The 19170-nt window shown below is 36.6% G+C and carries 21 protein-coding genes and 2 pseudogenes; 16 read left to right on the top strand and 7 right to left on the bottom strand.

Annotated features, from left to right (window positions below):
- Positions 1 to 18: 18 nt before the first annotated feature.
- Together CP357_RS01620 and CP357_RS01615 are read right to left on the bottom strand one after the other, a co-directional pair.
- On the bottom strand, positions 19 to 603 hold the full coding sequence (locus CP357_RS01620; RefSeq protein ID WP_025005249.1) for a DJ-1 family glyoxalase III: 585 nt from the start codon (positions 601 to 603) through the stop codon (positions 19 to 21).
- A 41-nt stretch (positions 604 to 644) separates the two neighbouring features.
- Positions 645 to 1304, bottom strand: coding sequence for an HAD family hydrolase (locus tag CP357_RS01615; protein ID WP_098036394.1), 660 nt, complete (start codon positions 1302 to 1304; stop codon positions 645 to 647).
- A gap of 73 nt (positions 1305 to 1377) precedes the next feature.
- On the opposite strand from CP357_RS01615, the gene CP357_RS01610 reads away from it, so the two are divergent.
- The 6 genes from CP357_RS01610 (at position 1378) to CP357_RS01585 (ending at position 5741) form a co-directional block, all read left to right on the top strand.
- The gene (locus CP357_RS01610; protein WP_098036393.1) at positions 1378 to 2136 is read left to right on the top strand and encodes a sulfite exporter TauE/SafE family protein; all 759 of its coding nucleotides are present in this window, start codon (positions 1378 to 1380) and stop codon (positions 2134 to 2136) included.
- Positions 2137 to 2175: 39 nt separating this feature from the next.
- Positions 2176 to 2856 (top strand): histidine phosphatase family protein, encoded by a 681-nt coding sequence (locus tag CP357_RS01605; protein WP_025005247.1) that lies wholly within the window; start codon positions 2176 to 2178, stop codon positions 2854 to 2856.
- Positions 2857 to 2918: 62 nt separating this feature from the next.
- Positions 2919 to 3818, top strand: coding sequence for a cation diffusion facilitator family transporter (locus CP357_RS01600; protein WP_025005246.1), 900 nt, complete (start codon positions 2919 to 2921; stop codon positions 3816 to 3818).
- 8 nt (positions 3819 to 3826) lie between these two features.
- Positions 3827 to 4009 (top strand): DUF308 domain-containing protein, encoded by a 183-nt coding sequence (locus CP357_RS01595; RefSeq protein WP_025005245.1) that lies wholly within the window; start codon positions 3827 to 3829, stop codon positions 4007 to 4009.
- 12 nt (positions 4010 to 4021) lie between these two features.
- The gene (locus CP357_RS01590; protein WP_087175968.1) at positions 4022 to 4702 is read left to right on the top strand and encodes a 2,3-diphosphoglycerate-dependent phosphoglycerate mutase; all 681 of its coding nucleotides are present in this window, start codon (positions 4022 to 4024) and stop codon (positions 4700 to 4702) included.
- 103 nt (positions 4703 to 4805) lie between these two features.
- Positions 4806 to 5741: an AAA family ATPase gene (locus CP357_RS01585; RefSeq protein WP_087175969.1), complete on the top strand. Its 936-nt coding sequence runs from the start codon at positions 4806 to 4808 to the stop codon at positions 5739 to 5741.
- A 66-nt stretch (positions 5742 to 5807) separates the two neighbouring features.
- Here the strand turns inward: CP357_RS01585 and CP357_RS01580 are convergent.
- The 4 genes and pseudogenes from CP357_RS01580 to CP357_RS01565 form a co-directional block, all read right to left on the bottom strand.
- A pseudogene (locus tag CP357_RS01580) lies at positions 5808 to 6136 on the bottom strand (hypothetical protein).
- A gap of 182 nt (positions 6137 to 6318) precedes the next feature.
- Positions 6319 to 7154 (bottom strand): annotated as a pseudogene (locus CP357_RS01575) (RhaT/GlcU family sugar-proton symporter).
- Positions 7155 to 7312: 158 nt separating this feature from the next.
- Positions 7313 to 8662 (bottom strand): aminopeptidase C, encoded by a 1350-nt coding sequence (gene pepC / locus CP357_RS01570; protein WP_098036392.1) that lies wholly within the window; start codon positions 8660 to 8662, stop codon positions 7313 to 7315.
- Positions 8663 to 8992: 330 nt separating this feature from the next.
- Positions 8993 to 9295, bottom strand: a complete 303-nt coding sequence (locus CP357_RS01565; RefSeq protein ID WP_025005239.1) for a hypothetical protein — start codon at positions 9293 to 9295, stop codon at positions 8993 to 8995.
- A gap of 136 nt (positions 9296 to 9431) precedes the next feature.
- Between CP357_RS01565 and CP357_RS01560 the strand changes: the two genes are divergently transcribed.
- The 9 genes from CP357_RS01560 to CP357_RS01520 all read left to right on the top strand — a co-directional run bounded on the left by CP357_RS01560 (position 9432) and on the right by CP357_RS01520 (position 18231).
- Positions 9432 to 9983, top strand: a complete 552-nt coding sequence (locus tag CP357_RS01560; protein WP_025005238.1) for a dUTP diphosphatase — start codon at positions 9432 to 9434, stop codon at positions 9981 to 9983.
- Positions 9983 to 11359 (top strand): DNA repair protein RadA, encoded by a 1377-nt coding sequence (gene radA, locus CP357_RS01555; RefSeq protein ID WP_098036391.1) that lies wholly within the window; start codon positions 9983 to 9985, stop codon positions 11357 to 11359. Before CP357_RS01560 ends, radA begins: the two co-directional genes overlap by 1 nt.
- Positions 11360 to 11434: 75 nt before the next feature.
- Positions 11435 to 12934, top strand: a complete 1500-nt coding sequence (gltX, locus tag CP357_RS01550; protein WP_098036390.1) for a glutamate--tRNA ligase — start codon at positions 11435 to 11437, stop codon at positions 12932 to 12934.
- Between the two features lie 91 nt (positions 12935 to 13025).
- Complete coding sequence (gene cysS, locus CP357_RS01545; RefSeq protein ID WP_087175972.1) at positions 13026 to 14459, top strand: cysteine--tRNA ligase; 1434 nt, start codon at positions 13026 to 13028, stop codon at positions 14457 to 14459.
- The gene (locus CP357_RS01540) at positions 14452 to 14895 is read left to right on the top strand and encodes a Mini-ribonuclease 3 (protein ID WP_025005235.1); all 444 of its coding nucleotides are present in this window, start codon (positions 14452 to 14454) and stop codon (positions 14893 to 14895) included. The genes cysS and CP357_RS01540 overlap by 8 nt, the downstream gene beginning before the upstream one ends.
- Positions 14882 to 15634, top strand: coding sequence for a 23S rRNA (guanosine(2251)-2'-O)-methyltransferase RlmB (rlmB, locus tag CP357_RS01535; protein WP_098036389.1), 753 nt, complete (start codon positions 14882 to 14884; stop codon positions 15632 to 15634). The genes CP357_RS01540 and rlmB overlap by 14 nt, the downstream gene beginning before the upstream one ends.
- 142 nt (positions 15635 to 15776) lie before the next feature.
- Entirely contained in the window at positions 15777 to 16322 is a 546-nt protein-coding gene (locus tag CP357_RS01530; protein ID WP_025005233.1) for a sigma-70 family RNA polymerase sigma factor, read from the top strand.
- A 75-nt stretch (positions 16323 to 16397) separates the two neighbouring features.
- Positions 16398 to 16616 (top strand): hypothetical protein, encoded by a 219-nt coding sequence (locus tag CP357_RS01525; protein ID WP_005720420.1) that lies wholly within the window; start codon positions 16398 to 16400, stop codon positions 16614 to 16616.
- Positions 16617 to 16728: 112 nt separating this feature from the next.
- Positions 16729 to 18231: a gluconokinase gene (locus tag CP357_RS01520; RefSeq protein ID WP_098036388.1), complete on the top strand. Its 1503-nt coding sequence runs from the start codon at positions 16729 to 16731 to the stop codon at positions 18229 to 18231.
- 9 nt (positions 18232 to 18240) lie between these two features.
- Here CP357_RS01520 and CP357_RS01515 read toward each other — a convergent pair whose 3' ends face one another.
- The gene (locus tag CP357_RS01515) at positions 18241 to 18603 is read right to left on the bottom strand and encodes a hypothetical protein (RefSeq protein WP_233187191.1); all 363 of its coding nucleotides are present in this window, start codon (positions 18601 to 18603) and stop codon (positions 18241 to 18243) included.
- Positions 18604 to 18828: 225 nt separating this feature from the next.
- Between CP357_RS01515 and CP357_RS01510 the strand changes: the two genes are divergently transcribed.
- A partial coding sequence (locus CP357_RS01510; RefSeq protein ID WP_143468300.1) for a recombinase family protein occupies positions 18829 to 19170 on the top strand: 342 nt, incomplete at its 3' end.

Raw genomic sequence — 19170 nt, 5'->3', positions numbered from 1 at the left:
CTCTTAGTTTTCCACAAATTATAAACTATCTTGAATATTATCAGCTAAGTAGTCGTAAAGCATACCATGCTTCAATTGCTTAGTATCAACACCAAGTGCTTCTGCAATAGCGTAAGCAAATGCCCAAGCAGTAGCTGGACCACGGCTAGTCAAAACTTTGTGTTCTTTGTCAGTGACAGTAATTCTTTCACTGAAATGAGCGCTTGGATCATACTTAGCACATTCTTCTTCAATACCTGGATAGCAAGTGAACTCAGCATCTTTTAATACACCATAGCGAGCTAATGCACGAGGAGCAGCACACATTGCAGCATCCCACTTTCCAGCTTCATGACGCTTAACCATTAAATCGCGTAACTTTTCATCATCACGTAAGTTAGCTGAACCAGTCATTCCACCTGGAAAAGCAACTAAATCGTAGTCAAGCAAACTGTTGTCCACAACTTTGTCACAAGTTAACTTAATGTGGTGATCACCATCTACGTCTTTACTGTGCAAGCCGACCATATCACATTCAACATTTAGACGGCGTAATACATCGACTACACTTAAACCTTCAACTTCTTCACAACCATCTGCAAAGATAACAGCAACTTTTGTCATCAAAATCATCCTTTCTAAGTGACATATATTTATTATAACTATTAATCAAGGTCTAGATAAAAATCAAGGTCTGCTAATTTGCTTAAATGTAGGGTAGGACGAGGTGAGATAGGAATTTTATCCTTTTTTGGTGCAAGCCATAAAGATTTTAGATTTGCGTTTTCTGCGCCTTGAATTTCTTCATCTAGATTTGTGCCAATCACGAGAGTACTGTCAGGATCAATCTCAGGATGATCCTTCAATATTTTGAAAAAGATATTTTTACTAGGCAGCTTATCTTTAAAATCGTCTGTAAAATAAGCAAAGTTAAAAGAACTGAGTAATTCAGTTGGCGCAAGACGTGGCTCAATTTGAGCTTTGGTTTCTTTAGCAAGTAGAATTAGACGAAGAGAACCAGTAATTTCATCTAAAAAATCTGTAGCGCCTTTAACTAAGCGAGTTTGTTTTTGCATTTTTTGTGCAAAAACAGCTCGTGTTTCAGCTAAATCTTCTTTTAGGTATGTGGACAAAGCTAGATCGATTTGTTCATCTGTGGATAAAAGCTTAAATTGCTTTTGCAAACTAGTATATTTAATCCGGTCAGCTGGTCCCCAATCTATGCCGTAATGTTTTAAAGTTTGGCGAAGAGCATTTTTTTCAGCTAGTTTTTCATTTAAAAGACTGCCCTCAGGAATAAAAATTAAAGTATTGAATGTAGACATTTGATAACTTCCTTTATGTTAGTAACTACTAGAATTATAATGGATTGGATGATGTAAAGAAAGGGAATAGAAAATGACGATTTGGACGATAATCTTTTTATTGTTAGGTGGAGTAGCTGGCGGCTTACTTTCTTCTATTGCATCAATGGCATCACTTGCCTCGTATCCGGTGCTTTTAGCTGTGGGTATTCCGCCGGTTTTTGCCAATGTAACAAACGATGCCGCATTAATTTGGACTAGTATAGGTTCAACTGTCTCCTCTACGAAAGAGTTAAAGGAACATTGGAAACAGGTCTGGTTTTACACTATTTTTACTGTAGTCGGTTCAATTATTGGTTGCATGCTTTTACTTTCATTTCCATCCAGTGTCTTTGAAAAAGCAGTACCATTTTTCATAGCATTTTCTGGAATTATGATCATTGTTTCAGGCAAACATCATAGTTTGAATACCAAAAAGCAGCCGATGTGGTTAAAGGTGATCTATTTCATTGCGCTTTTAATAATGGGAGCCTACACTGGCTATTTCGGTGCAGCCGGTGGTGTAATAGTACTCGTGCTTTTGACCTACATTACTAATGAAAAATTCATCGTGATTAACGCAATCAAAAATGTGATTTGTGGTTTTGCTAATTTAGTGGCTCTTATTATTTTTATGTTTACTTCGCATATCTATTGGCTGCAGGCAATACCATTAGCCATAGGGATGTTTGCTGGTGGCTATATTGGACCTGCAATTTTAAGGCGAGTGCCAGAGAAGCCAGTTCGAATTTTCATTGCTACACTTGCATTTGTTCAAGCATCATATTTCTTTTATACAGCATATATTCGTTAAGTTTGATACAATGTTTATTAATGTAAAGGGAGGGTTAATATGTCAACAGAAGTTTATTTAGTTCGTCATGGTGAAACCATGTTTAACCAATTGAATAAGGTGCAAGGCTGGTGTGATTCACCACTGACTGTTAAGGGAATTAACGATTTAAAAGTGACTGCTAATGCTTTGAGTCAAGTTCACTTTGATAATATGTATTCATCTGATTTAAAAAGAGCAATTGATACTGTTCATTTAATGAAAGATGCTAACTTGGTCTCAGATATTGGTAAAATTAAAAAGTTGCCTGAATTTCGTGAAGTATTCTTCGGAACTTTTGAAGGTGATGATATTAACCAAACCTGGGATCAAGTAGCAATGGCAGCAGGTATAGGGCATGAAGATAATGTTGCTAAGATTATCAACCAAGTAGGTTTGCGTGAATTTCGTGAAGCTACTAAGAGAGCTGATCCAAGACACTTAGCCGAAGATAAAGATGAGTTAGATAAACGTATGGTTCGTGCCATCGATGTGTTAAAAGATGTGACTAAAAATGAACAAAGAGTTTTATTAGTAACTCATGGTGATTTTATCAAGACTTTATCTATTAAATATTGGAATAAGAGCGATGGTAAGCACGATATCATTTTCCCAGATAATGGAAGTGTCACTCGTGGAATTTTGCACGATAATGGTAAATTTGAAATTGTAGATTACAATGTCAATGCCGAAAAACTGTAAAAATAAGTCCTACTGCATAAGTAGGGCTTTTTTGGTACACTGATAACGGAAGGAAAATATTTATGAATAAAGATCATACAACAAAGCGTTATGTATTTGTTACATTGCTTAATGTGATAATTACTATTGCGGAATTTTTAGGTGGTATTTTATCAGGTTCACTGGCATTGCTTTCAGATGCTGTGCATAACTTAAGCGATGTGGGGGCCATTATTTTATCTTTTGTAGCTCACTTAATTAGTAGAAGAAGTCGCAATCAACGAAAGACTTTTGGCTATGATCGAGCCGAAACCTTGGCTGCGTTTACTAATGGAGTTGTGCTAATAGTTATCAGTGTTGTATTATTCGTCGAAGCTATTCAAAGATTTTGGCAACCGGAACATATTCATGGTGGAATTATGTTAGTTGTATCAATTATCGGACTAGTCGCCAATATTATTTCTATGTTAGCGATGCATCATGATGCTAAAGGAAACTTAAATGTCCGTTCAACATTTATCCACATGCTTAGTGATGCACTATCTAGTGTGGCCGTTGTAATTGGTGCGATTTTTATTTACTTTTGGAATGTAACTTGGCTTGACCCTGTTTTGACAATTCTAGTTTCAGTCTTTGTTTTACATGAGGCTTATGAGATCACGATGAAGGCTGCTAATGTATTGATGGAATCAAATCCTGATATTGATTTAAATTCGGTTAATGACATTGTGCTTTCTTTTCCAGAAGTAAAGAATATTCACCATGTCCATGTATGGCGCTATAGTGATGACTTTATTATGATGGATGCCCATATTAATGTTGATCGCAATCTTCATGCAGATGAGCTTGAGAATCTTTATCAAGATATTGGTAAAAAACTTAAAGCCAAATTGGGTATTAACCATGTGACGTTACAAGCGGAATGCGAACGTGGACGCAATGATAAAATGATCGTTCCAGGCCGTGGGACTAATGAGGATTAGGTGAAAAGATGTTCTCAGTTAATATTTTTACAGCGATAATTGTTTTAATCATGGGAATCTATGACATGTCTTATGCCTTTAATAGACGCAAGCAGCCCAATAATAAGGGCGGCATTAAGGCGTTTATGATTTTGGGGATAATTTTTACAATTGCTGGTATAGTTATGATTGTTAGATGTTTACTTAAATAAAGGATCGATAAAATGGCGAAATTAGTATTGGTTCGACATGGTGAAAGTGTTGCTAACGCCGCAAATGTTTATACAGGCTGGAATGATGTGCCATTAACTAAGAAGGGCGAGCAACAAGCTAAAAAAGCAGGTGAATTGATTAATACTATTTCTGATTTTGCACCAACGCATATTCATACTTCTGTCTTATCTCGTGCCATTGTGACGGCCAATATTGTAGCTGAAACATGCGATTTTTTGTGGCTACCTATGACTAAGACGTGGCGCTTAAATGAACGGCATTATGGCGCCTTGAGAGGCCTCAACAAGGATATCTCACGTAAAGTCTTTGGTGTAGAACAGGTTTTATTATGGCGGCGCAGTTTTGATTCCATTCCGCCCAAGCAGGGATCGCCAATTATTGATCGTCGCTATAAGTTGTGTGATCAACATTTAATGCCGCGTGCAGAGAGTTTGCATCAAACGCAAAAGAGATTGATGCCATATTATTATGATCACATTGCCTCAAGATTGCTTAATGGAGAAGATCAATTAATAGTAGCTCATGGTTCAAGCCTGCGAGCTTTAATCAAAAAACTAGAAAATATTAACAATCACGATATTGTAAACTTGGAAGTGCCTAACGCAGAACCAATTGTTTATACTATGGATGATCAGTTAAATATTGTTAAAAAAGAAATACTTCGGGGGTAAAATGCAGCTTGCTGCATTTTTTTAGTGCTCTTAATAATGATTTTCGCGTATCTATGGTAAAATCTATAATGATTTCTAGTATATTTAGTTTGGAGTATTAGGCATGCGTAAATTATTTTTATTACGAGGTGCACCTGGCTCCGGTAAATCTTCTTTTATTGCACGCCATCACTTAACGCCTTATGCGATTAGTCGAGATCAAATAAGGTTATTATTGGCGGATTTGACAGTTTATTATCAAGAGGATGCGGATGTATTACACCAAGTTATTCCGCGGCACGTAACAGTGCGTACTGAGCAAATGGTGGATCACCTTGTAGAACACAAGATGGAACATGGGGAAACCGTAATTGTCGATGGAACGCATATTGTTCCAAGTGCAATTGAACATTTTAAGTCATGGGTGGATAAGTATCATTATGAATGTTTTGTGGTTGATTTGATGCAACACAATACATTAGAGAATTTGCTTAAACGTAACCAGACAAGAATACATTATGACTGGGTAAAACCAGAAGTAGTTAAGCAAATGTATCGTTCATATGAAGCCCATCCTGAAGTACCATATTGGGCACACAAGATTGTCCCTAATCAGATGGATCACGCTTTGTCCCAAAGAGAAAGTAATTTAGATAGTTATGCACATGTGATTGCAGTTCCAGATCAAGTGGAAGAAGAAGATTTTCCACATGTGCATATCTCTAATTTCTATTTTTCATTTAATGAAAAGTTTACTGAAAAATATGGTACATATCGCAATGTAGTTTCAATTGCTAAGACCGAAGATGAAGCTGTAAAACAATTTAAGTTACCATACTTTGTATTCAAGTTTCATCACAAGCATTTCTTGATTTCTGCTTACCCAATCAGAAATGAAATGCTAGATCCGATTAGAAAAATTAAGGGAGTTTGGACATATTCAACAGGGCTCTACAACGTAGCCGATTTTGTTAAGAAATTTCCAGAAAATTCTAAGCAGCACGTTCATCAGTTTAACTTAAGCAAGTTAGACCCAACACGTTTGTTACATATTTGGTAAAAACAAAAAAACACAGTTGGTAAGATTTTCTTACCTAACTGTGTCTTTTTTATTTTACTGAATAAATCATTCTAATTTACCAGCTTTTGCTAAAACTTCCTTAGCTTTTTCAAGTGAGTGGTGTTCTTCACGATAACGTTTAATATCGTAGCCATCAGTATCACTTAACTTATCAAGCTTTTCATCAGCTTTAGCTCGATCTTAGCGTCATATTCACCGACTTTTCTAGCATGCTTTAAAATGGACTTAATGTCCTTAATTGTTTCATGTTGTGCAGTACGGTGACGACGGTCAGGAACTGAATCTTCGATTCTAGCTAGGTGACTTTCAGCGTCACTAATCTTCTTAGAAAATCTGTCTAAAGCTTTCAATTGTCTCTTTGAATAATCTGTCATGTTTATTACCTCCTAGGTAAATGATAATCTCTACTAAATAAGCTTTCATTGGATGTTTCATTTTTGAATAAAGCAAGAATATGCACTTGGAAATGTGAAAGCATTATAGATTTATGATATTGATAGTAAATACAAAAAGACTTCAGAATAAATCATCTGAAGTCTTCGTTAGTTTTAGTATTTCATTGAATAGCTGCACCAATGATAATTAAGATCAAGCCAACGAAAGTTGCAACTAATTCTAACTTAGTCTTATTTTCACCAATGAAGAAAATACCGCCTAAGGTAGAAATTATTACGCAAAGTTGACTATAAATAAAAGCAGTAATAACACCATTTAGTTGAGCTGAAAAGATATATGCGAATGCGGCAATACCGAATGAAAAGCCGGAAAAGATATTAAGCCAGGTAGCTTTTTCTTTTAATACCTTGGTTTGATGAGATACCAATAAAAAGATGATACTACCAATAAAAATACCGATCATTTGTGGTAAAAATAGGGTCTGCGCATCGGCTGTAATAGCTTTTGGAAATGATGAATAAATCCAATAACCAACTGATGTGAAGAGCAATAAAATAATATCTCTTATTTTGAGCTTTGCACTTTTATCTTTGCTGAGAGCGGTCAAGCTAACGTAATTAATACCAAGGCTAAAGTACCAATTAAATATTGAGAACCGCTAGTCCATTCTCCGAAAATTATGGCTCCAATTAAGGTATTACCAATCAACTGTAAACCTGTCGATAAAGGCATCGTTTTACTGATGCCAATATTGCGCATTGAAATAAATTGTCCAGATTGTCCAATCGTCCAAAAGATTCCGGAAATCAATGATAATGAAAATATCGTAAGGTTGGAATTGGTAGGATGGATAATGGCTGTAATAATACCGACTATTAATGCACCAGTTCCCAATCCCATTAATTCATTAGCAGGTTGACCGTTTTTGATTTTACCAGCAATGAGCGGAAAAATACCCCAACCAAGTGCTGGAATTAAAGCAATGAGTATATTCATAAATCACCATCCTTATTTTTTGTAAGTATAAACATAATAATAAACTAAATAAAATAAAATTAAATTGCTAGCAAATTATTTTGATTTATGGAGAAAAAAGACTAGGAATGCCTAACTTACATTCCTAGTCTTTCAAGTATGTTGAATAAAATTATTTATTAATACTTAAATGCTAAAGCACCCATTGGGTCCCATGGCAATAATTGAATTGGGTTATCCTTGCCTTCGTCGTAAGCCTTCTTGAGGTCTTCTGGCAAGATATCCTTGTTGATAACTGCTTGGTAAACAAATGAGTCAAACCATGAATCACTCATTACGAAGTAGCCCTTAAAGCCTGGTTTTTCACCCCATGAATTTTCAATTTTCCACTTAGTTGGCTTGCCGTCAACAATGTCAACACCAGTGATGACCATTGCGTGGTCCATCATGCTTTCGCCTGAGTCAAGCTTGTCAGCCTTAGACATTGAGAAGTCAACATCAAACAATTGATCACGGCGGTAAAGGTTAGTGTCAAGCAGACCAGCACGACGTTCAGAATCCTTAACAACGTTTGAACCAAACCAAACAACTTCACCGCTCTTCAATTGCTTGATGATTAAATCCTTCATTTCATCAACCTTTAAGTTCAAGTGACGAACTTGACGACCGCCCTCAACGTTACCCAAGTATTCAACTGAGAATACCTTGTGGAAAGGCTTATCGCTGGTTGGGGCATTGATAGTTGAAATGTGGTTAGCTAAATCTATACCAACATATTTATCGAAGAATTCTTTAGGTGTAATGTCCTTGTCGATGTGATAATTGTGATCATCATCACGGTATTCAAAGTTGAACTTCTTTGGTGGAACACCAAGTGAAATTGCGAGAACACGGAAGACATCGTCTAACATTTCTTCTTTGCGAGCTTGTACTTCGTCTTCTGATTTGCCAGCATTAACAAGTCTGCGTAATTCAAGACCGTCCTTACGAAGCAAAGTGTTCAAAGTATCGTTTAATGCACTTGAATTAGTTGCGTTAGCAGTTTCTGGGTAAACGCTCTTTGGCACAATACCGTATTTTTCGATGATGCCGCAAAGCATGTCCCATTGACCACCATCTTGTTGTGGGGTAGTGAATAAGAATGAAACCTTACGATCGCCTAAGTCTTTATCAGCTGTTGCAATTACGTTTTCAAAGAACCAGTTAGATTTTTCAAATTTATCCCAGAAGTTAGTGTAGTTTTGAGATAATTCAAAGTCCTTTAACTTAAACTTCTTTTGTAATGGGTGGCGCATAGTGTTTAAAGCACTAAACATCCAGCAACGGCCTGATTGTTTTTGATCAGCTGGCTTACCAGTATCAATTTCAATTGAGAAAGTTGGGTCTAGGTCGATCTTAGTTTGTAAGTTTTGACTTGCTTTGTAAATGCCATTTTCTTGTGCTGCGTGACTTGCAACGTTAAAAACAGGATGATTGTTTAAATCATTTTCAAATTTTGCAATGGTATCATTATTAATTTCTTTTGCCATTAAAAATCCTCCTTTTAATATATACCTCTTCATTCTATATTTTAGCTGATAAAAAGGAAGTAGTCTATTACTAGTATTGATATACCTATTTTAGATAAGATATATAAAAATTTTATATCACGATAAAGATTAATTAAAAAGTTCGGCCTATCTCGATTTTAGTAATGGGTACGATGCAGGGGTATTAAGATGTAGTAGTGAAAATAATGAAACTAAATTGGTAGAGCAACAAACAACTTGGAATGGCTATAACAAAATAGATTTCAAGTTACCAGATGGTGCAAAATATAATCAATTGCAAAGAAAATAAGAGCCCACGTATGTGGACTCTTATTTTGTGTAAGGCTGATGATACCAAATACTGTGAAATTCGGGATGCTTTTCAAAATAGTTGATAACTATTGGATCAAGTGGCCAAATAGGGTAGCCGGATTCTTGGGCAACGGATAAAGCGGTAGGCATTTCTTTTTCTAATGCCTCTTCTAAATTAGAATTAGGATTAATAAAGAAATGATTCATCACCCAAACGGTACCGTCATTTCTTTTTATTTTATCCATCGTCCAGCTACTGGTTAAAACGTTGCTATCATCATGATCTTCAAATGATAGATGTGATTTATTAATGTCAAACATAAAATTTCACCTTTTTAAAAGAAAAAATCACTCTTTTTTGCGTAATAAATAATAGAGAGTTAAATATTTTGTGTTTACTCAAAACATTGTAGAATATATATCTGTTAAATGAAAAGTAGTAAATGGAGTTATCGAAATGAAAACACGCGGATTTGAAGTAGTAAAGAAGTATCAAGATAAGGAAATTAATTTACCACGTCGTCAAACTTTAGCTAGTGCGGGTTATGATATTGAAGCTGCTGAAGATATCACTATTCCTAGCATTTGGCGCTTGGATTTCGTTAGAATCTTTCGCTTGATTCGTAATGGACATCAACTGTATCAACGCGATTTTGAAATGGCTGATAAAATTTTAAAGCCGATTTTGGTGCCAACTGGTTTAAAAGTTTATATGCCAGAGGATGAAGTGTTAATTTTGGCTAATCGCTCATCCAATACATTTAAGAAACACTTATCTTTACCTAACGGTATCGGTGTGATTGATGCAGATTATTACAATAATCCCAATAATGAGGGTGAGTTATTTGTTCAAATGTTAAATTACGGAGTTTGTCCACTGCATATCCATAAAGGCGATCGAATTGCACAAGGAATTTTTATGAAGTATTTAAAAACCGATGATGACAATCCGATTAGTCGTGCGCGATTAAGTGGCTTTGGTTCAACTAATGAAGAGGAAGATGATTAATGGCTAGAGTAAAAACACAATATAAATGTCGTTCCTGTGGCTATATCTCTGCTAGTTACTTAGGACGCTGTCCTAATTGTGGTGCATGGAATCAATTTGAAAAAGAAACTGAAGAAGTGCAAAAGCGTTCTACTAAGGCAACCGCCAGTCGTTTAATTCAAAAAACGGGAATTAATGAACCAGTTCATTTGGATAAAATTAAGGCGGAAAAAGAAGAGCGAATTCCAACTAAATCTGAGGAATTAAACCGTGTCTTAGGTGGCGGAATTGTCCCCGGATCTCTTGTCTTAATTGGTGGTGACCCTGGAATTGGTAAATCAACTTTAATGTTACAGATTATGAGTGATTTGGCAGAAAAATATAAGGTTCTTTATGTTTCAGGGGAAGAGTCAGCTAACCAAATTAAATTGAGAGCGGACCGTCTTGGAGTCGGTCAAAGCAATATGCTGCTTTATCCAGAAACGGATATGCAGGATATTCGCGAACAGATTAATGATGTTAAGCCAGATTTTGTCGTTATTGATTCTATTCAAACGATGAATGAACCAAGTCTTGATTCAATGACCGGTTCTGCTTCACAAGTACGTGAAGTCACTAGTGAATTGATGAAAATTGCTAAAATGGACGCGATTACCGTTTTCGTAATTGGACACGTGACTAAAGAAGGTGCAATTGCTGGTCCAAAAATTTTGGAACATATGGTGGATACTGTCCTTTATTTTGAGGGGGATGAACATCATACGTATCGGATTTTGCATTCCGTGAAAAATCGTTTTGGTGCTGCTAATGAAATCGGGATGTTTGAGATGGAAAATGAAGGATTACGTGAAGTAACTAATCCATCATCGATTTTTCTTGATCAAAGACTGCCTAACTCAACCGGTTCAGCCGTGGTAGTTTCACTAGAAGGAACACGTCCGCTTTTGGCAGAAATTCAAGCTTTGGTAACACCAACTGCATTTGGTTATGCTAAAAGAACTACTTCAGGAATTAGTTTTAATAAAGCATCATTATTGTTAGCCGTACTTGAAAAAAGAGGCAATTTGATGCTTCAAAATCAGGATGTCTATTTAACGGCTACCGGTGGTATCAAGTTAAATGAACCGGCAATCGATTTGGCAATTGCAATGTCAGTTGCATCAAGTTATACCGATAAAGAAATTTCGCCTACTGATTGTTTCGTAGGTGAAGTAGGGTTGACCGGCGAAGTACGCCGCGTTGATAAAATCGAAGCAAGAGTAAAGGAAGCTGCCAAGGTAGGTTTTAAACGTATTTTTATTCCTAAACACAATATGTATCAAAGCTTAACGGAAAACGGGATTGAAGTAATTCCGATTTCCAGTATTCCACAAGCATTAAAATTAGTTTTTGGTTAGCACAGATTGAATTCTTCCTATATAACGAGTAAACTAAAATTGTTTGAATTTACTATTTTGAAAGAGGCATGAATTTTGGCTAAAGAAAAAATCCGTGTAAGATATGCACCAAGTCCAACTGGTCACTTGCACATTGGTAACGCACGTACTGCACTTTTTAACTATTTATTCGCCCGTCATAACAAGGGTACTATGGTATTGAGAATTGAAGATACCGACCAAAAACGTAACGTTAAGGGCGGTTCCAAGTCTCAGATGGAAAACCTTCACTGGTTAGGTATTGACTGGGATGAAGGTCCAGATAAAGGTGGAGACTACGGTCCATACCGTCAATCAGAAAGAAAAGAAATTTACCAAAAGTATATTGATCAATTGATCGATGAAGGTAAGGCATACTACTCATACAAGACTGAAGAAGAACTTGAAGAACAACGTGAAGAACAACGTGCTATGGGTGTTGCACCTCACTACACTTATGAATATGAAGGCATGACTGCTGATGAAATCAAGCAAGCCCAAGAAGAAGCTAAGGCTAAGGGCTTAAAGCCAGTTGTTCGTATTCATATTCCAGAAATGGAAACCTACTCATGGGATGATATCGTTAAGGGCCACCTTGAATTCGAATCAGACACCATCGGTGGTGACTTCGTTATTCAAAAACGTGATGGTATGCCAACTTACAACTTCGCCGTTGTAATTGATGACCACTTGATGAAGATTACCCACGTACTTCGTGGTGATGACCACGTTTCAAATACACCTAAGCAATTAGTTGTTTATGAAGCACTTGGTTGGGAACCACCTAAGTTCGGTCACATGACTTTGATCATTAACTCAGAAACTGGTAAGAAGCTTTCTAAGCGTGATGAATCAGTTCTTCAATTTATTGAACAATATCGTGACCTTGGTTACTTGCCAGAAGCTATGTTTAACTTCATTACTCTTCTTGGTTGGTCACCAAAGGGTGAAAACGAAATCTTTAACAAGCGCGAATTCATCAAGCAATTTGATCCAGCTCGTTTGTCTAAGTCACCTGCTGCATTTGACCAAAAGAAGCTTGAATGGATTAACAACCAATACATCAAGAAGGCTGATCGTGATACCTTGCTTGACCTTGCTTTGAACAACTTGCAAGAAGCAGGTTTAGTTGATGAACATCCAGCTCCAGAAAAGATGGAATGGATTCGTCAATTGGTTAACATTTACTCAGTACAAATGTCATACACTAAGCAAATCGTTGACATGGCTAGGATCTTCTTTGAAGATACTAAGGATCTTTCAGATGAAGAAATTGAAGAAATCAAGAATGATGATGGTCGTGGTGTAATTGAAGAATTCAAGAAGCAATTAGACCTTATCCCAAGATTTACTTCAGTTCAAATTATGGGTGCTATTCAAGCTACTCGTAAGGCAACTGGCGTTAAGGGCAGAAAGCTCTTTATGCCAATCAGAATTGCTACTACTCGTTCAATGGTGGGCCCTGGTATTGGTGAAGCTATGGAACTTTTGGGTAAGAAGCGTGTGGTTGAACACATCGACTTAACCTTAAAGCAAATGAGTGAAAATGGTCTTTAATTAAAGACGATTAGAAAAAGAAGCTGCAGATAACTGCAACTTCTTTTTTCATTTGCTAAAATAAGGATAGCTATTTTTACAGAAGGGATAAGTGTTAGCCGTGAAAGTATATAATACACTGACGCGTAAAAAAGAAGAATTTAAACCTTTAGTTCCAGGACAAATTAGCATGTACGTCTGTGGACCTACTGTGTATAACTATATTCACATCGGAAATGCTCGTAGCTCAATTGCCTTTGATACTATTAGACGCTATTTGGAGTACAAGGGCTATAAGGTTAAGTATGTTTCTAACTTTACTGATGTTGATGACAAGATGATTAACGAAGCCCGTGCTGAAGGCACCACGGTTCCTAAGTTAGCTGAAAAGTTTATTAATGCGTTTTTAGAGGATACAACTGCTTTAAATATCGAGCCGGCAACACTGCATCCCCGTGCTACTCATGAAATCAAAGAGATCATCAATTTTGTTCAAACTTTAATTGATAAGGGCTATGCTTATGAGAGTCATGGTGATGTTTATTACCGTGCTAAGAAATTTAAGCATTATGGACAGCTCAGTGATCAAAATATTGAACAACTTGAAGAGGGCGCTTCAGAACATATCAATGATGAAGAACAAAATCGAAAGGAAGACCCAATTGATTTTGCTCTTTGGAAAGCTCAAAAAGAACCAGATGAAATTGCTTGGAATTCTCCATGGGGCAAGGGGCGTCCAGGTTGGCATATTGAATGTTCAGTAATGTCTACTAAATATTTAGGTGACACAATTGATATCCATGGCGGTGGTCAAGACTTGGAATTTCCGCACCATGAAAATGAAATTGCCCAAAGTGAAGCTAAAACTGGTAAAAAATTCGTTAATTACTGGCTTCACAATGGTTTTGTGACTGTGGGTAAGGATCAAGAAAAAATGTCTAAGTCATTACACAACTTTGTGACTGTACACGACATTTTAAAAGAAGTTGATCCACAAGTTTTGCGTTTCTTTATGGCAAGCGTACAATATCGTCGTCAGATTAATTATTCTGCAGAAAACTTGCAACAAGCTGCTACTATTTTAGATAGATTTAAAAATACTTTAGTTAACATCAATTACCGTCTTGAAGATGACACGCCAAGTGAAGATTCAAGTGAGTTAGCAACTGCTATTAATAAAACAAATGAAGAATTTGAAGCTGCAATGGATGATGACTTTAATGTTCAAAATGCTTTAACCGCTATTTATGATTTGTTGCCAGTAATTAACGCTAATGCCAATGCAGAAAAAGCTGATAAAGAATCATTGAAGCTTTTTAAGGATAAGCTTTCCGCATGGCTGTTGGTATTTGGTATCGATACTGAAAAGCTCTGCAGTCAAAGTGCAGGTTCAAATGATGATGAAATTGATCAATTGGTTAAAAAGCGTGATGAAGCACGTAAGAACAAGGATTGGGCAACTAGTGATCAAATCCGTGATCAATTAAAAGAAATGGGTATCACTATTCAAGATACTCCACAAGGGACAAGGTGGACTCGTGATTAAAATAAAGAAATTAACGGAAGAAGAAGTAAATCCGGATACTTTGAATGGACAAACGCTTGCCTATTTGGGGGATGCAGTTTATGAAGTAATCATTCGCCGTCATTTAGTTAAAGGCGGAATTGTTAAGCCGCAGGTCTTGCAGCGTGAAGCGACTCATTATGTTTCAGCTAAAGCTCAAGCCGGCTTAGTTACTAAATTGCAAGATGAAGAGCGATTAACTGAAGCTGAATTAACAGCTTTCCGCCGCGGTCGTAATGCCAAGAGTCATACTAAAGCTAAAAATACTAGTTTAAAGACCTATCAATTATCCACTGGTTTTGAAGCTATGATTGGTTATCTTGATTTATTGAATAAAAATGATCGCGTTCAAGAGTTGACTGAATGGTGCATTAATACCGTAGAAGAGGATGGATTAAAAGATTATGACTTCAAGTAAAGATTTCGTTTTTGGACGCCATGCTGGTCTTGATTATTTAAAGACACAAAGTGCTGATAAAATTAATAAAGTATTTTTACAACATGGTATTCAAGAAGATTTTGCTAATCAGGTTTATGCTATTTGTAAAAAGAAGCGATTAGTAATTCAAAATGTGCCTAAAAATAAACTTGATCGTTTGGTTGATGGTGGTAATCATCAAGGCTTAGTTTTGGCTATTTCTAGTTTTGAATATGCCGATTTAAGCAAATTATTGGATCAATTTGATGATGAAGGTAAAGAACCATTTTTATTGATGCTTGATTCAATTGAAGATCCTCATAATTTAGGTTCAATTTTGCGTTCTGCTGATGCCACTGGTGTTGACGGGATTATTATTCCTAAGCGCCATGCAACAGGATTGACCTCAGTTGTAGCAAAAACTTCAACAGGGGCAATCGATTATGTGCCAGTTGCTCGCGTCAATAATTTGGTACAAACTACCAAAGAATTAAAAAAGCGCGGCTATTGGGTATTCGGAACAGATATGGCTGGTACGGATTATCGTGAATGGAATGCTAAAGGAAAAACGGTTTTAGTAATTGGTAATGAAGGTAAGGGAATTGCGCCATTGCTTAAAAAGCAAATGGATCAAACAATCACTTTACCAATGATTGGACATGTGCAATCTTTGAATGCGAGTGTGGCTACAGGAGTTTTACTTTATCAGGCTCATAATAGTAGACACCCGTTGCATTAATTAATAGAGGTGGACAAAGAGATGGCTTTGTCCATCTTTTTTTATACAGGGAAATAGTTGTGTGACAATAAACGTTTGTTTTCTTCTCGACTTCAGAGGGCTACAGGTATTCTCAACGAAGAAAAGTTGAGAGGAAATATAAATGCAAGCTAAAGAAAAGAAGTTGATTAAGCAAGTTAAAAGAGGAGATGACGAAGCCTTAAAGGAGTTGTTTACTTTATATCAACCCCTAGTCAACAAAGTGCTGAAGGGATATTATTTACGTCATTATGATCAAAATGATTGGCAGCAAGAGGCGATGATTATTTGTTATGAAGCGGCCATGGTTTATTCTGAGCGTAAAGGCAATTTTGCGGGTTTATATAAAGCTAAGTTGACTAATCATGCGCGAACTTTGGTACGCTATCATACTGCATTAAGGCGGCGAACGTATAATAATTCGGTTTCTTTAGAGAGACTTGATTTGCAAAGTATTAATGAGCCTAAACGTTCTGAACTCGCGATTCCAATTGATGATACTTATAATAATTTTGTCAAAAGCTTATCCCGGCTTGAACTAATTGCATTATTAACAATTTTAGGTGAGATGAGCGTTGAGTATGTAATTAATCATTTGAATATTGGAGCTGCCAAACTATTACGGGCGAGATCTAGAACGATTCAAAAGATGAGGAATGTTCTTTTTTAATATTTCAATTTGTAGCTGATCAAAAGAAAGTGCGGTATAATACTAAATGTAGAATATTTTAGGAGGTAATTTAAGATGGCAGACGAAATTATTAAGACTGCATTGTTAGACCGTCACATGAAGGAAGCTTTTGACTGGAGTGATTCAGATATGCCAGTTAGAGATGCCCTTTGGGACTACTTTATGGAAAAGAATGGTAGAGATACCATGAAGACGGAAGAAGATATGCTTCCATTTTTGAAAGACTCAGATGATAAAATCGAAGCCTTCGTTAACGAAAATCTTAAGAAGTAAATCCGACTAAAAACAATGTTCTACGCACCGTGGTCACGCATGTTTGACCACCAAGGCAGCTGCTCTCCGGCAGCTGTTTTTTTGTTGCAAAAAATGAATAAGGATTAAATTTATGAAATACATAATTGGCATAGATATTGGAACAACTGCAACTAAGGGAGTGCTATATGATTTAGATGGTCAAACTATTATGATTGTAAGTCAAAGCTATCCATTAATTCAAAAGGAATTAGGGCAAGCAGAAGAAGATCCACAGGTAATCTTTAATGCGGTGCAAAAGATTATTTTTAAATTGGCTAAAGAAGTGCAGGGGAAAATTGCGGCAATCTCATGGTCGAGTCAAATGCACAGTTTAATTGGGCTAGGGAAAAATAATCAAGTTTTGACTAATAGCATTACCTGGGCAGATAATCGCTGCACCACTGTAGTTGAAGAAGCAAAAGAGACTGACTTAGCACAGAAGATTTATCAAAAAACGGGAATGCCGCTCCATCCGATGGCTCCGATTTATAAATTGATATGGCTAAAGCAGAGTAATCCTGATCTTTTTCACCTGGTACAAAAATGGATTGGGATTAAGGAATATATTATTTATCGTTTGACTGGCAAAATTGTAACAGATACAACGATGGCAGCTGGAACAGGGATGCTTAATCTAAAAACATTAGATTGGGATCAAGATTTGTTAAAAGCGGCAGAAATTGATGCAGCTAAATTACCGAGTTTAGCTGATCCGGCAACGGTTGTTGGAGAAATTTGTGCAAAATATGTGCATAACCTGGGGATAAGTTCGGACGCTAAGATTGTTTTAGGCGCAAGCGATGGCTATTTGTCCACGGTAGGTGTAAATGTTGTGGACGAAAATCATTTTGCATTAAATGTTGGTACTTCTGGTGCCGTGCGAACGATTGTTAAAAATTCACAAATAGATCAAGATGCGCGTCATTTTTGTTATCCAGCAAGCAAACAGCAATTTTTATTAGGCGGTCCAGTAAATAATGGTGGAATTGTACTGGATTGGGCAAGACGAACTTTGCTAGATGAAAAAGCAACAGTAGAGGATTTCCTGCAATTGGCTAAAAATGCACCGGTTGGTAGTAAAGGCTTGATCTTTTTACCATATTTAGGTGGAGAGCGTGCACCTATTTGGGATGCAAAGGCTCGCGGTTCTTTTGTTGGCCTGACTCGTCAGCATACCAAGGCTGAGATGGCACAAGCAGTAATCGAAGGGATTATCTTTAATCTTTACGATGCAGCAACGGGGTTAATTGAAAGTACTAAAAAACCAGCTGCGATAAATGCAACTGGCGGATTTTTGCAAAGTGATTTTATTAGACAGATGTGTGCTGATATTTTTGATGTGCCGATTGTCACGATGAAGGAGCAACAAAGTGGAACGCTTGCAGCTATGTTTTTAGCAAGACAGGTATTAGGGCTAAATAAAAAGATTGATGAAATAGGACAATTTGTTGAAAATGACAAAGTTTATTATCCCCACAAAAAAGAAGTAGCTGCTTATCAAAAAATGTTTCCACTTTATCGTGAAATTGAGAATGATTTAGCTACTTCTTATCAAAAATTATCTTCTTTTCAAAAGATGCATTCTAAAAATTAGAGGATATGTCTAATCTATTTTCTTAATAGGCAGCATTTCAATGTAACCTCTGCTTCCGATAGGTTCAAGTTGAATTCTTGGATTAGATTCATCCCAAAGATAGCCTTTGGTTTTAGGATCATATTCTTTAATTGCTGCTCTTACATCTTCAATAGTTGCACCACAGTTTTCTTCTGCAAATGGTGCACTTTTAAACATTAAATATTTAGCAGCGGGTAATTCAATAACGTCAAACCCTTTTGGCACTGGAGCGTTATAATCTGTTGCTACTTCAACACCTTGAACATATTCGGAAGTATTGGGCTGACGATATTTAGCAGGTAGCCAGAGGCAAACAGGTTCTCCACTGATTGATTTAATGCTTTTAAGCAATCCCTATACTTCACAGCCAACCTCATCACAGTAGTCTAAGTAATCAGTTGCCTTAATGCCGCGTTAAATAATTACTTTTCTTTTAGGTTTATCAACAACCTGAATAGAAATTTTCTTAGTAGTATTCATGGGAGTTTCAACAAGTTTAAAAATATATGTGTAATTGTGTTTCTTAAGTGTTATAAAGTGTGTTATAATCTCGCTACAAGGTGGTGAGATTTTTTTATGTCTAGAATTATGTATTTAAAAGAAGCTGCTGCCTATCTTGGCAAAGCGCCGTTCACTCTTCAAAGCTGGGATCGAGCTGGAAAATTAAAAGCTCATCGAACAGCTAACAACAGACGATTTTACTATCAATCAGAGCTTGATCAGTATTTAGGCCTTGATCATAACGAGCCCATTGATAAACGCAAAATTGTGGCTTATGCGCGGGTATCTTCCAATGGGCAAAAAGACGATTTAAAAGATCAAGTTGCTTTTTTAAGGCAATTCTTGAATGCTAGAGGCATTATCGCCGATGAATATATCTCAGATATTGGATCGGGCTTAAACTATAAACGTCCTAAA

Source organism: Lactobacillus sp. UMNPBX6 (assembly GCF_002553975.1).
GTDB classification, from domain to species: domain Bacteria; phylum Bacillota; class Bacilli; order Lactobacillales; family Lactobacillaceae; genus Lactobacillus; species Lactobacillus gallinarum.
Note: the sequence above shows the minus strand (reverse complement) of the source record. Positions and strands in the feature narration are given on the sequence as shown.

Bases quoted from the DNA above. Each gene is read 5' to 3' on its own strand.
- CP357_RS01620 (WP_025005249.1), bottom strand. From the start codon at position 603: ATGACAAAAGTTGCTGTTATCTTTGCAGATGGTTGTGAAGAAGTTGAA.
- CP357_RS01615 (WP_098036394.1), bottom strand. From the start codon at position 1,304: ATGTCTACATTCAATACTTTAATTTTTATTCCTGAGGGCAGTCTTTTA.
- CP357_RS01610 (WP_098036393.1), top strand. From the start codon at position 1,378: ATGACGATTTGGACGATAATCTTTTTATTGTTAGGTGGAGTAGCTGGC.
- CP357_RS01605 (WP_025005247.1), top strand. From the start codon at position 2,176: ATGTCAACAGAAGTTTATTTAGTTCGTCATGGTGAAACCATGTTTAAC.
- CP357_RS01600 (WP_025005246.1), top strand. From the start codon at position 2,919: ATGAATAAAGATCATACAACAAAGCGTTATGTATTTGTTACATTGCTT.
- CP357_RS01595 (WP_025005245.1), top strand. From the start codon at position 3,827: ATGTTCTCAGTTAATATTTTTACAGCGATAATTGTTTTAATCATGGGA.
- CP357_RS01590 (WP_087175968.1), top strand. From the start codon at position 4,022: ATGGCGAAATTAGTATTGGTTCGACATGGTGAAAGTGTTGCTAACGCC.
- CP357_RS01585 (WP_087175969.1), top strand. From the start codon at position 4,806: ATGCGTAAATTATTTTTATTACGAGGTGCACCTGGCTCCGGTAAATCT.
- pepC (WP_098036392.1), bottom strand. From the start codon at position 8,662: ATGGCAAAAGAAATTAATAATGATACCATTGCAAAATTTGAAAATGAT.
- CP357_RS01565 (WP_025005239.1), bottom strand. From the start codon at position 9,295: ATGTTTGACATTAATAAATCACATCTATCATTTGAAGATCATGATGAT.
- CP357_RS01560 (WP_025005238.1), top strand. From the start codon at position 9,432: ATGAAAACACGCGGATTTGAAGTAGTAAAGAAGTATCAAGATAAGGAA.
- radA (WP_098036391.1), top strand. From the start codon at position 9,983: ATGGCTAGAGTAAAAACACAATATAAATGTCGTTCCTGTGGCTATATC.
- rlmB (WP_098036389.1), top strand. From the start codon at position 14,882: ATGACTTCAAGTAAAGATTTCGTTTTTGGACGCCATGCTGGTCTTGAT.
- CP357_RS01530 (WP_025005233.1), top strand. From the start codon at position 15,777: ATGCAAGCTAAAGAAAAGAAGTTGATTAAGCAAGTTAAAAGAGGAGAT.
- CP357_RS01525 (WP_005720420.1), top strand. From the start codon at position 16,398: ATGGCAGACGAAATTATTAAGACTGCATTGTTAGACCGTCACATGAAG.
- CP357_RS01520 (WP_098036388.1), top strand. From the start codon at position 16,729: ATGAAATACATAATTGGCATAGATATTGGAACAACTGCAACTAAGGGA.